General features: G+C 68.5%; 11 protein-coding genes. 7 read left to right on the forward strand and 4 right to left on the reverse strand.

Annotation, left to right across the window (positions count from 1 at the left end):
* Positions 1 to 48: 48 nt before the first annotated feature.
* Positions 49 to 1,149, reverse strand: a complete 1,101-nt coding sequence (locus FMP39_RS22250; protein ID WP_141592291.1) for a tetratricopeptide repeat protein — start codon at positions 1,147 to 1,149, stop codon at positions 49 to 51.
* Between the two features lie 197 nt (positions 1,150 to 1,346).
* Between FMP39_RS22250 and xth the strand changes: the two genes are divergently transcribed.
* From xth to FMP39_RS22285, 7 genes are all read left to right on the forward strand, one after another.
* On the forward strand, positions 1,347 to 2,117 hold the full coding sequence (xth, locus tag FMP39_RS22255; protein ID WP_011555149.1) for an exodeoxyribonuclease III: 771 nt from the start codon (positions 1,347 to 1,349) through the stop codon (positions 2,115 to 2,117).
* Positions 2,118 to 2,219: 102 nt separating this feature from the next.
* Complete coding sequence (locus FMP39_RS22260; protein ID WP_011555148.1) at positions 2,220 to 2,420, forward strand: hypothetical protein; 201 nt, start codon at positions 2,220 to 2,222, stop codon at positions 2,418 to 2,420.
* A gap of 81 nt (positions 2,421 to 2,501) precedes the next feature.
* Positions 2,502 to 5,042 carry a serine/threonine-protein kinase gene (locus FMP39_RS22265; RefSeq protein WP_141592292.1) on the forward strand — a complete coding sequence of 847 codons (2,541 nt, stop codon included), beginning with the start codon at positions 2,502 to 2,504 and terminating at the stop codon, positions 5,040 to 5,042.
* 403 nt (positions 5,043 to 5,445) lie between these two features.
* Entirely contained in the window at positions 5,446 to 7,521 is a 2,076-nt protein-coding gene (locus FMP39_RS22270) for a hypothetical protein (protein WP_228558217.1), read from the forward strand.
* Positions 7,522 to 7,602: 81 nt separating this feature from the next.
* Positions 7,603 to 9,300 (forward strand): MBL fold metallo-hydrolase, encoded by a 1,698-nt coding sequence (locus FMP39_RS22275; RefSeq protein WP_141592294.1) that lies wholly within the window; start codon positions 7,603 to 7,605, stop codon positions 9,298 to 9,300.
* Entirely contained in the window at positions 9,300 to 10,721 is a 1,422-nt protein-coding gene (locus FMP39_RS22280) for an HEXXH motif-containing putative peptide modification protein (RefSeq protein ID WP_141592295.1), read from the forward strand. Before FMP39_RS22275 ends, FMP39_RS22280 begins: the two co-directional genes overlap by 1 nt.
* Entirely contained in the window at positions 10,718 to 12,223 is a 1,506-nt protein-coding gene (locus tag FMP39_RS22285) for a radical SAM protein (protein ID WP_141592296.1), read from the forward strand. The genes FMP39_RS22280 and FMP39_RS22285 overlap by 4 nt, the downstream gene beginning before the upstream one ends.
* 31 nt (positions 12,224 to 12,254) lie before the next feature.
* Here FMP39_RS22285 and FMP39_RS22290 read toward each other — a convergent pair whose 3' ends face one another.
* The 3 genes from FMP39_RS22290 to FMP39_RS22300 form a co-directional block, all read right to left on the reverse strand.
* Positions 12,255 to 13,055: a glycosyltransferase family 9 protein gene (locus FMP39_RS22290; RefSeq protein ID WP_228558218.1), complete on the reverse strand. Its 801-nt coding sequence runs from the start codon at positions 13,053 to 13,055 to the stop codon at positions 12,255 to 12,257.
* 251 nt (positions 13,056 to 13,306) lie between these two features.
* A complete protein-coding gene (locus tag FMP39_RS22295) occupies positions 13,307 to 13,582 on the reverse strand; it encodes a hypothetical protein (RefSeq protein WP_228558219.1) in 276 nt (91 codons plus the stop codon).
* A 123-nt stretch (positions 13,583 to 13,705) separates the two neighbouring features.
* Entirely contained in the window at positions 13,706 to 13,897 is a 192-nt protein-coding gene (locus tag FMP39_RS22300) for a hypothetical protein (protein WP_216612286.1), read from the reverse strand.
* Between the last annotated feature and the right edge of the window lie 128 nt (positions 13,898 to 14,025).

Genomic DNA, 14,025 nt, shown 5'->3' on the forward strand with positions numbered 1-14,025 from the left:
AACCGCTCTGGAGGCTCGCCCGGCGCAGGGCCTCCAGGCAGGAAGGCGCTACCGGGAAGCAGGCGCCTCTCCCTGGGTGGGTCGCGGCTGCTCACGCACCGTCCGGGCGCCGGCCATGTCCGCGTGGGCCGTGCGGCGCATCCGGTCCGCGTTGACGCGGGCCTGGACGTAGCGCGGTGACAGGTGCATGGCGGCGGCATAGGCCGCCCGGGCCTCGTCCACCTGTCCGAGCCGCTCGTAGGCCACGCCCAGGTTGTTGTGCACATAGGCCACGTGCGGGAGCAGCTCCGCCGCCCGGACGAGCACGTCCGCGGCCTTCTGGGCTTCTCCGGCACGCAGGTAGGTGAGGCCCAGGTTGTTGAGGGCGTAGCCGTGCTCGGGGTGGAGGTGGACGGCCTGCTCGAAGCGCAGCATCGCTTTCGCCAGCGCCCCCTGCGCCAGGTGCGCGCGCCCGAGCACCTGATAGGCCTCCACGTACTCGGGATTGCGCAGCACGGCTTCCTCGCCCACGGACACCGCTTCGTCATGGCGGCCCAGGGACACCAGCAACCTCGCCTGACGCACCAAGGGGCGGGCATCCAGGGGAAGCAGGCGGCCGAGCTGGGCATGGGCACGCACGGCCAGGTCCGTCCGGCCCGTGAGCCCGGCGAGCTCCGCCGCCAGCGCCAAGGCGGCCACGTCGTCGGGGGCGTCATGAATCGCACGGCGGCACTCGGTGAGCGCGCCAGCGAGGTCGTCCCAGTCGCGCAACAGGTGGGCCCGGCTCAAGTGGTCCACGCGCCGCCCATGTCTGTGTGGCAACGCGAGCTCGGCGTCCGGCGCGATGTTCGAACCTTCCGACGCGGCTCCGGACGCGGCGCCGAGGTGCGCGACGCCGATGTCTCGACGCGGCGCGCGCTGCTCGAAATCCGGCGGGAACGCGGCGGCGTCACCCCGCGGACTGGCTGCATCCGGTGCCGCGGCGTCCGCGTTGGACGGGGACTGCTCCTCCGCGGCCAGCCACGCGCGCAGCGCCCGGGGCAGCGGCGCATCCGCCCACGCCAGGACCAGTCCGAGCACCACGAGGCTTGCCAGCACCAGCACGCGCCGCACGGAGGCCGGCGGGCGGAAGCGGGGGTGGGACGTGGGCTTCGTGGGGTTGCGGCGCATGGCGGCGGCCTCGACTGCTGGCGGAGCTCCCGGGACGGGGGCTCCGGGGCGCCGTGTGCCGGCCTCCCACCCGGCGTCATTGCGACTGGCGTGCCACGCATGCTCCCAGAGGGACGGAGGGGGCTGTGTGGCCCTGTGGCCACAGGGCCGGGGAAAAGCATGGCGGGGGGCGCGGGCGGCATGCGACGGTCCGCGCGATGAAGATCGCCACCTGGAACGTGAACTCGGTGCGGGCCCGTCAGGAACGGCTGCTCGCCTGGTTGAAGAAGGCCCAGCCGGATGTCCTCTGCCTGCAGGAGCTCAAGTGCGTGGACGACGACTTCCCCATGGAGGCCGTGCGGGAGTTGGGCTACCACGCCGCCGTCCACGGGCAGAAGACGTACAACGGCGTCGCCATCCTTGCGAAGGAGGAGCCGAAGGACGTCGTGAAGGGCCTGTCCGACGGCGTGGATGATTCGCATGCGCGCCTCATCGCGGCGACCGTGGGCGGCATCCGCGTGGTGAGCGCGTACGCGCCCAATGGCCAGTCGGTGGACTCGCCGCAGTACCAGTACAAGCTGGAGTGGTACGGCCGGCTGCGGCGCTACCTGGACACACGGCACAAGCCCGACGAGCCCCTGGTGCTGGGCGGGGACTGGAACGTGGCGCCAGAGGACATCGACACCTATGACCCGAAGTTGTGGGAAGGCCAGACGCTCTTCACGCTGAAGGAGCGGGATGCCCTCCAACGCCTGGGCGCCTTCGGCCTTTCGGATGCCTTCCGCAGGCTGCACCCTGGCGTTCAGAAGTTCACCTGGTGGGATTACCGCATGCTCGGCTTCCCGAAGAACCTGGGCCTGCGCATCGACCACCTCTACGTGACGGCGCCCGTGGCCGAGCGACTGACGGTCGTGGACGTGGACCGCGAGGAGCGCAAGGGCAAGCAGCCCTCGGACCACGCTCCCGTGTGGCTCGAGCTGCGCGACTGAAGTGGTATTCGCGAGCGGCCATGTCATCGCTGGCATGGCCGCTCTCCACGAGGAGCACCGGGCACGCGGTGGGATTCGTGCGATGCTCCAGGACCGAAGGCCATGACGACGCCCCCGCCCGAATCGCTGCCGTTTCCCGACAGCCTTTGCCACCGCTGCGCCGCGCCACCTCGCTACGTCCAGTCGAGGACCACGACCTTCATCCTCTGCCCGCTGCTGCCTCAGAAGTACCCGCCGCAGCCGGTCCGCGCGTGCGCGCTCTTCAAGCCGAAGCCGCCGGAGACACCCCCGGTGTCTCGCTGAGGCGGGTCTCGATATTCCAGGAATCCTGGGCCCATCCTGAATGCCGGGCGCCCCGACTTCCGGCAGGGTAGATTCCGCGCCGTGTCCGAGGAGAAAAACCGGAGTGCGCCACCCGAGGGGACCGATGCGACGTTGCTATCGCCGCACCCGCGTCCCGCCATCACCGACGTGACGGAGGGCGCGCTGTTCGCCGGGCGCTATGTCCTCGAGGAGTTGGCCGGGCGCGGTGGAATGGGCGCGGTGTACCGGGCGCGGGACACGCTGGTGGGTGACGTGGTGGCGTTGAAGCTGCTGGAGCTGGGCGCTTCGCCCGCGCCGGAGTGGCTGGAGCGCTTCCGCCGCGAGGTCCGTCTGGCCCGGCGCATCACCCATCGGCACGTGGCGCGGACCTTCGACCTGGGCGAGCACTCGGGCCGCCTCTACCTGACCATGGAGTACGTGGAGGGAGAGAGCCTTCAAACGTTGATGGAACGCGAGCACACGGTGCCTCCCGCGCGGGCGGCGCGGCTGGTCCTGGCGCTCTGTGAGGGCCTGGCGGCGGCGCATGCCGCGGGCGTCGTGCACCGGGACTTGAAGCCGGCCAACGTCCTGGTGGAGGCCCGTGGCCGCGTGGTGCTCACCGACTTCGGCATTGCCCGGGCATTGGCGGGCGAGGGGGCTTCGCGCACGCAGGGACTGGTGGGCACGCCCATGTACATGGCGCCCGAGCAACTGGAGAGTGGCGAGGTGGATGCCCGCGCCGACCTCTACGCCACGGGCCTGGTGCTCTACCAGTTGCTCACCGGAACGCCTCCGTTCGCCGGTGATTCGCCCATGGTCGTGGCCATGGCCCGTCTGAGGCAGCCGCCGCCCGATCCACGCCTGCTGGCGGCGGTGCCGGATGCGCTGGCGGAGTTGGTGCTCGCGTGCTTGTCGCGTGAGCCCTCCGGCCGGCCGCAGGACGCGGCCTGTGTGGCGGATGCGCTGAGGCAGTGGCTTGGCTCTGTCGGCGAGGCCATTGAGGCCGAACATGCCCATGGCGTGCACCTCGGGACGAGAGGAAACGCGATGGGGGGCGATAGCGTGTCCTCCGTGGTGGGAAGTCACGGCTCGTCCACGCCAAGGTCCAGCGGCGCTTCCCAGGTTTCGGCTGCTACCCATGGCGCGTCCACGCCACGGCCCAGCGGTTTCGGTCATGACTCGATGTCCTCGGGCGGGCTGGTCGCTCGCACGCCGTTGCGCCCGGATGAGCAGTCGCTGGCGGTGCTGCCGCTGCGCTTCCTGGGCGCTTCGGACCAGGCGTTTCTGGGCGACGGCGTGACCGAGGCGCTCATCGACGTGCTGTCGAAGACGCGGGGGCTCCGGGTGCAGAGCAGCGGGGCCACGGAGCGTTTCCGGCAGGAGCGGGACCCTCGCGTCGCGGCGCGCGAGCTGGGAGTGGAGTTGCTGGTGGATGGGACGCTCCAGGCCGCGGGCAAGACGGTGCGCGTGACGCTCCGGGTGGTGGAGGGCGCGTCGGGCACGCAGTTGTGGAGCGGTCGTTTCGACGATGCGGATGACGACCCATTCCAGCTCCAGGACCGGCTGGGGCAGCGTCTGGCGGAAGCCCTGCGCGGCGAGCTGACCCTCCTGGCCTACCGCTCCACCGTGCCAGCGGAGGCCCTTGCCCTCTACCGGCAGGCGCTCTCCCGGATGCTCGCGCACTCGATGACGGGGGAGTTGAAGGACGAGGTCATCACGCCGCTCGAACAGCTTCACGACTCGGTGCCTGGCTTCCCGCACGCGGCGGCGCAGCACGCGGTGGCGACGCTTCGGGCGGGCTTCATCAGCTCCTTGGCGGACGAGGTCGACTGGGATGCCTTGGCGCGGACCAGCCTGGAACGGGCCCGCCAGGTGGCGCCGGAACTCGTGGAGACGAAGCTGGCCCAGGCCATCCTGGCCACCCGCGAAGGCCGGTGGCGGGATGCGGTGGTGGCCCTGCGCACGGCGCTCGACACGGCCCCCACGTTCGCGCCCGCGCTCCAACTCCTCGGCAACCTCCAATGCGAGGCGGGACGCGTGGACGAAGGACTGCCGCGCTTGAAGCTGGCCTACGCACTGGAGCCGGGCATGGCCATCTGCCTGGTCGAGGTGGCGCGGTGCAGTGCGCTGCGAGGCGACGACGCGACCTACCAGTGGTGCATGGCGCGTCTGAACAGTCAGCCCCTGCTGGGCATGGCGGTCCTCATCCTCCGCATGCGGGTCGCGGCTTGGAGGGGCGACATGGACGATGTCCGCCAGTGCCGGGACGCGTTGAACGAAGACCCGAACCACATGGCCTCCTACGTGGCCACCTACTGCTCGGCGGCGCTGGGCGAGGTGTCGGTGGAGGCCGCGATGGCCACCCTGGACGGCATGCTCACCCGGCAGCAGGTGAACTCGCGCTTCACGTCGATGGTGTGTCAGCTCGCGGCGGAGCTGATGTGCATCCGGGGCGCGCCCGCCGAGGCGCTGCGTTATCTCCAGCAGGCGGCGAACCTCGCGCTCATCGACCTGGAGTGGATGGACCGCTGCCCGGCGCTGACGCCCCTGCGCGCGCAGCCCGGCTTCGCGGAGGCGCGGCGCAAGGTGCGCTCTCGCGTGGAAGCCATCTGGTCCGCATGACGCGCTCCTCGGCGCCTGTCCGCGGATCTCCGTGACGGCGGGGAGCCGGACGTAGCGCGCGGGGGGACACCCGCTACGCCAGCCGAGGCATGCGGCCGTGCTTGCACTCCACCAGGAACCGGTGGAGCGACTCCTCGGACCATTCGTGCAACAGCAGCCGGAAGCCCCCGCGCGTAACACCCGCATCGGCTTCACGCTGGCGGACACGTCGTCCCGCCAGGGGCCCCGATGCGTGTCTCGCGCCGGGGGAGGATGTGGCGCCGCGAGAGTATCAGTTCGCCAAATTTACATGGAGTAGGGGTCTAAATTGATTTCAGCAATTTACATGGAGAGGTGATTGACCCTGAGCTTCGCGCTCGGGCACGCTTTGCGTCCATTCGCCAGCGTTGCTCGGAGGAAGCCCGTGTCTGTTCAGAGTCCAGGAGAGCCAATCCGGCCCACGGCAGAAACGCTGGATGGCGCGATTGGCGCGGCGGTTGCCGCACTGGAGCAGCTTCCCGTCGCGGAGATGCTGGCTTCCACGGGAGCGGGCGTTCATTCGGTGGACTCGCCGGCGGCGGCAACGCTGGTTCTCCTCGCGCTGGCCGAGAGCGAGGGGGCTGCGAATGCGCATGGGATGTCTTGCGTGCGGCGGCTGCTCTCCAGTCGCGCGTCGACCGGCCTCTGGCGTTTCTCCCCGGATTCGGCACGGTCGGAAGCGGGGGAGTCGGCCCGTGCGCTGGTGGCGTTGAGGCAATGGAACATGCCGCTGGACCCACCCCCGGCGCTCGCTGCGCTCCTGTCGCGCGACGCAGCGCAGACATCGTCCGAGTCAGGGGCGGCGGCCAGCGAGGGCGTTCCTCCTGAAGCGGATGTCGCCACGACCGCGGACCTACTGCTCCTGGCGGCGCACGAAGGGCGGTCGCTACCGGGCCGCGCCGCGCTTGTTTCCGAGAAGGTTCGCACGCAGGGGCTTCTGGGCTGCGCACGCGGCGAGCCCGCGGTTTCGCCTTTCCTGCTGGGCTACCTGCTGACGCGCTGGGTTCGTCACGTGGGTGACCACTGGCAGCTCGCGGTCCCCCTTCGGGCAGAACTCATTTCGCTCTGGGAGAAGGGGGAGGTGCGCGGCGCGGTCAATGTCGCCCTCGCGATGAGCGCCCTGATGAACCTGGGGCGCCCCACGGACGTCAACCTCTTCGAGCGGACGTTGGATTCCATGGCGTCCCTGCTGCTGAGCGGGCAGAGCGGGGAGGGACTCTGGCCCGTGGCGCCGCTGTACGAGGCCGAGGACGTCGTCTACGGCTCGCTCGAGGCATCGGCGGCGCTGTGTGTCGAAGCGCTCGTCCGGTACGTCCGAATCGCGCGCATCGCGGCGGACCGGACCGACAACTTCCTCCCGGGGGCGCTCCCGCCTCGGTCGGGCACCTGGAAGGAGACGTTGGCGGCCTTCGACAATGATTATCCGCCCGCGCTGTTTTCTCCCGAGTCGCGAGCCCGCCTGCTCGCGCTGGGCGAATGGCTGCCCGCGGCGCTGGAGGGCGATGGAGGCTTCGAGGTCCGGCTGCTGGAGGGGACGCCTCGGGTGGACTTCATCCTGGGAATCAAACACGACGGTCAGGCGCTGCTTGCTGGCAGGCATCCTCACTCAGAACTCCCAGCGCCCTTGTTCGCCGCTCCCGAGTGGCGGCGCATTCGCGACTTCGCGCGAGGATGGGCTGAGCCGGGTGGGCTGCTCGACCGGGAAGTCGACGCGTTCTGGCTGGAGTTCGACCTGGATGCGCCAGTGGCCTCGCCTCCGCTGCCCATCGTGTTCCTCTGCACACGGGACCAGCCTGTCGCCGTCAACGAAGAGCTCCACCGGCGGAAGTCGGATACCTACCGCGCGACGCTCCACGCGGGGCTTCCGCTCTTGCGTGGGGATGAGGCGCCGCTCACGCCAGAGCTTCAACGGGGAATGGATGTCTGCATCGAGGCGCTGCCTCCCGGTGCACACCTCTATGCGGCCTGCGTGATGATGTCGCGGCGCAGCAAGAACCTCCGCTTCACGCTCAAGAACGTGCCTCCCGAGAGCATGGTGTCGTACCTGGAAGCCGTGGCGTGGCCTGGAGACATCCAGCAGCTGCGGGACACCCTCGCGTGGGTCCTCCCGCTCGGCGTCAATCGCTTCATGCTCAACCTGGACCTGGCGCCGCAACTGTTGCAGACGCTGGGGCTCGAGTGCTCGTTCCAGGGACGTGCGCAGCCCGCCGAGGAACCCCGGTGGCAACGCCTGCTCGACGAACTCGTGACGCGGGGGCTCTGCGCACCCTCACGGCGTGACGCGCTGCTGGCGTGGCCGGGGCGCACGCAGGTCAACCTGCCCGCTGGCTCGGCCACGCGAGAGAGTGTCTTCGATAAGCGGCTCGCGCACGTCAAGCTGGGCTTGACGGGGGCCCCGGTGATTGAGGCCAAGGCCTATCTGGCCACACATCGCACGTCTGAGCTGCTCCGGCCGCGCTGAGTCGTCATCTCCGGGGCCTGGATTGACGCTCGGGGATACGAATTGATACGTTGAATTCTGAATATTCATAATGGGCAGGCTGTGCAGACTTTCATCGAGCACCTGGGCCACACTTCTTTTGTCATTCAGCGCGGTCCTCTGAGGGTTCTCATCGACCCGGTGCTGGTGCTGCGGGAGCTGGAGTTTCGGCAGCCTGCGTGTCCCGCGTGGTTCTTCGATGACCTGTCGTCGGTGGACGCGGTTTTCTTCTCCCACGCGCACGACGACCATCTCCATCCACCCAGCCTGTTGGGGCTTCGCGAAGACGTCGCCCTCTACTTCCTCGACAGGCCGAAGCCGGGCGCGGCGCCCGAGTCGAGCGCTCGCGCGATTCTCACGGCGCTGGGCTTTCGCAATCTCCATCCCTTCCTGGAGGGGGACGTCGTCGAGCTGGCCCAGGACCTGCGCATCCACATCCTGCCCGCGCAGTCTTCGGGGGAGGGCGAGGAGCAATGTGCCCTGCTGGTGGAGACGCCGGATGTGCTGGCGCTGGACGCGGTGGACGTGACGGATTCACCCCGGACGCGCGAAGCGCTGGAGTCCTTCCGGGGCCGGGTTGATGTCGCGTTCGTTCCCACGGGGGCCTCGGTCCAGTGGCAGGGCTTTTGGAATCAGATGGACTCCGTGGGAGCGCTCGCGTTCTGTGACTGGTTGAAGCCAGCGCGTATCGCGACCTGTGGGGGCACGCTGTCCATGGCGGGGCGGCCGCGGGAAGACCGCCTGGAGCGCTACCCGGTCGACCGGGCGCATTGGATGGCCGCTGCGGTGTCGCGCGCTCATGACTCGGCGCTCCTGCCCTGGAAGCCTCCGTATCGGCTCGTCTATGGCGAGCACGTCCTGGAGCGCTGTGCGCTGCTGCAGCCCGGCCGTCGTTTCGAACCGGCGCGGGGGCAGCGGCGTCCTCAGGCCCTGCTGACGACCTTCTTCACGGGATATCACCCGAGCAAACCCATTCAGCGTTGGGGATGGGGAGACAACAACGACCTCGTGCGTTGGCTGGAGCCGTTCGAGGCCATCCGGGAAGTGGTGCGCGCATCCACCCGCGACCTGCGCTACTGGCTGGAGCGGTGCCAGATGTCCGTCAACAAGACCCCCGCGGCGGTCCTGGCGCCCCGGACGCTCCGCTACCTCGTGGAAGGCAAGGCCTTCGAGCTCGCGGCGAGGCTGGTCTCGCTCCTCCCGTCGAAGGTCTCGGAGCCCACGGACATGGATGCTGGCTACTTCGCCGCTGTCGAGGCCGCGCTCCTGTCTGAGCCGGCGCTCGAGGAGCCGCAGCGGGTGGACCTGGCGGCCTGCCTGTGGATGGACCGGGGCCTGTTCCACATTCAGTGCATGTCACGCCGGATGAAGGAGCTGGCCCGCCGTGACGAGCGCACCGAGGCGCTTCGCGCGAGCCACGTGTCGGTCCTGCGTGACAGCCTCCTCCAGCGCCGCCCGGTGTTGGGGCCCTACCACCTGCGAGTCACGCGAGACTTGGCGCGGCTGCTGGACGCGCGCCCGCTGTCGCCGGAGACGTCCGAGGTCCTGTGTTACGCGAGCCCGGCGGGCATCCGCTATCAGCCGCTGTCGACGCTCGAGGCACTCCTGCTGGACCAGTGTGACGGACGCACGGTCGCCGAGATGGTCGGCGACGTGAGCGCGGCCCTCTCCCTGCCTCACGATGACGTCCGGTCAGCCATCTTCACGTTCCTGTCCCATCTGTCGCACGAGTCGCCGTTGGTGCTCGACTGGAGTCACTGATGCAATTCCAAGATGCATTCACGTTCCCGACGCCGTTGTCCCCCGAGACGGAAGCCTCGGCGCGTGAGCTGTTGCGTGCGCAGCAGATGGGGCAGCTCGATCTGCTCATGGGCTGGGTCCAGCAGCCGGAGCGGCTCGGGAAGTTGGGGGGATGTGCCGCGGAGCTCCAGTCCCTTCTCTCCGAGGCGTTCGAGCTCGTCGAGCGCGCGCCGGCGCTGGCGCGTGAGTTCCTGGAGCACTGGAGCACGACGGTGCTGCTCGGCCGCTTGCTGGGGCCCGCCGCCGTCGGGCCTGGCTTGATTCAATGCCTGATGGGCAACCTCGCGTCCCTGCTCATCGTTCAGCGGCTGCGGGGAGAGGTCACCCACGGCGAAGCCTTCTTCGTGACGCCGCGGACCCTCTACTGCCTGCCTCGGGGGGAGCGGCTCGACGTGCGCGGCCCGGGCGAGGGGCGCGTCGTTTGGCACTTCTCTGGCGCGGAGTGCCTGCTCTCCGCGGAGGGGCACGCCGGCTCCGGGGTGCGCATCCCGCTGCCGCTCACGGGCGATGCGGCCGTGAGCATCCAGCCGTTGCCCTGGTCCAAGACCTGGAACGTTCCGGTGCTGGACGACAGCGAGATGCTCGGCATCACCGGCCGGCGCGACCAGGCGGGCATCCCGGACGATGGGAGCACGGGCTCCTGGCGGCCCATGCCCCTGCTGCAAAGCACGGAGGAGGCCTTCCACATTCTGGGAGAGCTGTGGCCCGAAGTGCTCGACTGGGCTCGCGTGTTGCTCCCCGCGCTCGTCGACATGGGCGGCCCGGAGAACCGGAGCGTGCGTTGCTCGTCCTCGTATGGGGCTGGCACGCCTGTCTTCCTCACGCGCGTGGCCAACGGCCTGGAGCATGCGGAGGACCTGGTCCACGAGCTGCAACACGAGCGCATGTATCTGCTGCTCGACTCGCGCGCATTCGGACGGTGGGACGACTCACGTCCCGAGTTCGTCTCCGCCTACCGCACCGACCCTCGCCCCATCCGAGGCGTGCATCTGGGCCTGCACTCCTTCCTGGCGGTGAACCGGCTCCGGCTGCTGGCGCTGGACAGGCCCGAGTTCAAGCAGCGGGAGTGGCGCTTCCAACTGCTCAAGTCACACCGCTGCAACCTGCTCTCCTTCCGGACCCTCCTGGACTTCGAGCGTCCCACGCCCGAAGGGCGCGTGCTCCTCGCGCAGATGGCCCAGGCCCTGAGTGAGCAGCATCCGCTCATCGAGCGTGTCGCGGACGCGGACATGGACCAGGCCTTCGACGCCTGGATGAAGCAGCACTTCTCGCGGGTGGCCGCCAGCGGCCCCGTGGTGAATGACGCCGAGACATACATGGACTGGCGCGAGGCGGCAGTGCTCGCGGCCCGCTATTCCCAGCACGCCGGAGGTGCCGCATGAGGGTCCCAGGGTTGCGTTATCGCGACGAGTGGCTTCCCAACTTCTTCCCCGCGAAGCAGGTGGGCCCGGACCACTTCGTGCGGCTGTCCCGGACGGGCGCCATGCAGTTGCTGTCCGGCGCGGAGAATGCCCAGCTCGACGAAATCTCCATGGATGAGGCCCTGTTCGAGCGGCTCGAGCAGACCAGCCACCTCATCACCGCGCAGAACTCGTCGCGCGTGCTGGAGGACCTCAAGCGCTGGCATGACCGGACCTACGCGGGGCCGGGGCTCCATATCGTCGTGCTGTCGAAGCGGTGCAACCTCAACTGCACCTACTGCCACATGAACCCGGAGAACATCTCCGCGGACTCCAAGCGCTTCGACATGCAGCCCGACGTCGCGGATGCCATCATCCGCTTCGCGCTCGGGTCTCCGGCCCCCTTCCTGGGCTTCGAGTTCCAGGGCGGCGAGCCCTTCTTGAACTTCGAGGGCATGAAGTACTTCGTCGAGGAGGCCCGCAGGCAGAACGAAGCCGTGGGCAAGCGGCTCCGCTTCTCCGTGGTGAGCAACCTCATGGTCGCCACCGACGAGCACATCGCGTACTGCAAGGAGAACCGCATCAACGTGTCGTATTCGTTGAACGGTCCCGAGGACATTCACGACTCATTCCGAGTCACGCGGAGCGGGGCGGGCAGCTTCCGCAAGGTCATGGAGCGGCTGACCCACTTCCGCGACCGATACCCCGGGGTGCTCAGCGCGTCGCCCCTGTGCGTGGTGGGGGCCTCCAACGCCAAGGAGCTGAAGCGCACCATCGACTTCTATCATGCGGAGGGCTTCAAGGACCTCGCCATCCTGAAGCTCAAGGCCCTGGGCAACGCCCGCAAGGAGAAGCTGCCCTTCGACATCAAGGACTTCCTCCACTACTACCTGGACGCGCTCGACTACATCTACGAGAAGAACCGCCAGGAGAACGAGAACTACTCCGAGCGCGTGGTCCGGGTCGTCCTGGCCAAGATTCTCCAGTCGACGGATACGGGCTTCGTGGACTGGCGCAACCCGGTCGGGGACTTCGGTTCGGCCATCACCTATGACCATGACGGCGAAATCCTGCCGTCGGACGAAGCCCGTTCGATGCGCTCCGAGTTCGGCTTGGGCAACGTGAAGGGGACGACCTATGACGCGCTCATCCGCAACAAGGCCACGTTCCGGTCCATGAACCTGTCGCTGCGGGATCGTGACCCGCAGTGCCGCGAGTGCGCCTTCAATCCCTACTGTGGCGTGCTGCCGGTGCTCGACTATGCCCGGACCGGGGACGCGACGCCGCGCCCCCATGCGTCCGAGGAATGCCTGCAGACGTTGGCGGTCGTGGAGTGGGTCCTGCGCAAGCTCGTGGAGGACCCCATCCCCCTGCTGCGGATGATGCCTGGAATGGACGCCGCCCTGGTGGAGATGGCCAACGGTCTGCCGACAGAGTCTTCCTCGCAGGCCATGCCGCCGATGCTGAGCGTGCAGAGCGGCTGAGGCCAGCCGGGGCTGGCGCCCTCGCCGCCGCTCAGGCGGGGCGCAGCCGCCCGGCGGCGAGGTCCGTGAGCGCGCCGAGGACTTCTTCCTCGGTGATGTCGTCCATGCTCCCGTTCCCGGTGGGCTCGCGGAAGGCCGGCGTGAAACGGAAGCCCCATTGCTGGGGGGAGGTCGTTCCGAACAGGCCCACTGAGGGGAGCCGGAAGAAGTCCGCCGCGTGCAGCATGCAGGAGTCGATGCCGAGGAAGCCATCACAGGCGCCGAGCAGCGCCATGGCGACATCGAGTGGGGCGCCTGCGACGGACAGCACGCGGCCTTCATGGACCATGGGCGCCAGTTCCGTGGCGTTGTAGTCCACGTTGAGCACGAGCCATTCGGGGTGGGCTGCCAGGAAGCCATCCAGCACGGCGCGGTAGCGGGCGACGGGCCACTGTTTCCGGGAGCCGGTCTCCGTATGGAGCGCGAGCACCTTGGCCCCATCGGGGACGCTGTCACGAAAGCGCCTGGCGGCCTCGGTGGCCTCGGCCGTCAGCACGGGGGCCTGGGCGAAATCCTCCAGCCGCAGGGTGGGATCCACCTGCTGGGCCAGCGAGAAGAGCCGGTCCGCGGAATGCTGGGTTTCTTCACCCCGGACCCACTGCTTGTAACGGCGATACAGGCCGACCGTCTCGGTGGCCGCCGGAAACCCCTCGAGCAGCTCGGAGACACCCGTCGCGTGCCAGGTGTTGAAACAGACAAACAAGTCGCAGGCCCCCACCGCCTGCCGGAGCATCTCGGCGTCGATGCTCCGCTCCGTGCCTTGCGTGGTCGCGCGGACCTCGTGAATCTTCATGAGCCCGAGCTCTTGATAGAAGAACAGGCTTGAATCACCTGGCGCACCCACCAGTCTGATTCGACCCGGGTACAGCTGACTCAGGGCTCGCAGGGCGGGCAGGGCGAGGAGCCGGTCCCCAATCCCATTCAGGTGAAATACGACGGGGGCTTGGGCAGAACGAAGTTTCTGCTGCATGGAGGGGGCAATCCTTGCGTCAAGACATCCTGCTCCCGGCGTGCCGGGTGGGGTCACCGGGGCGCAGGGACCTGCTAGAACCAGCCGTCAGACGTGTGGTTGGAGTGCTCCCACGGATAATCGACGGGGGCGACCGCGCGCGCGGAGATCTGGGCGAAGTCACCGCGACCCAGGATGATGCTCAGCTGGCTGCGGAGCGCGTCCACCTTCGCGGGATCCAGCTGCTTGTACGTCACCACCTCGGGCTTCAGATCGACGTTGCTCTCAACCATGAGGGACTCCTGGGGAGGTGAATCAAACCACACGCGCAGCACGAGCTTGTCGCGGGAGGCGCCGGTCTCCAATCCCATCCAGGTGGAACACCACCGGGGCTTGGAGCGAGTGATGCTCCTGCGGCGGGGAGAGGGCAATCCTTGCGTCAAGGCAACCTGCTCCCCGGTGCCCAGGGATGGGCGCCGGGGAGCAGAGACCTGCTAGAACCAGCCGTCAGACGTGTGGCTGGTGTGATCCTGCGGCTCCTTGACGACCGCACGCGCGGACATCATGGGGAACTCGCCACGACCGAGGATCATGCTCAGCTGGCCGCGGAGCGCGTCCACCTTCGCGGGATCCAGCTGCTTGAACGTCACCACCTCGGGCTTCAGAACGATGTTGCTCTCAACCATGAGGAACTCCTGGGGAGGTGAATCAAAACACACGCGCGGCACGAACTTGTCGCCGAACGTGCCGAGTCTGACGCCAGTGGATGCTCGCAGCTCGGATCCCCAAGGGTATGGCGTACCTCGAACGAATG

The organism is Myxococcus sp. AB056 (genome assembly GCF_006547365.1).
GTDB lineage: Bacteria > Myxococcota > Myxococcia > Myxococcales > Myxococcaceae > Myxococcus > Myxococcus virescens.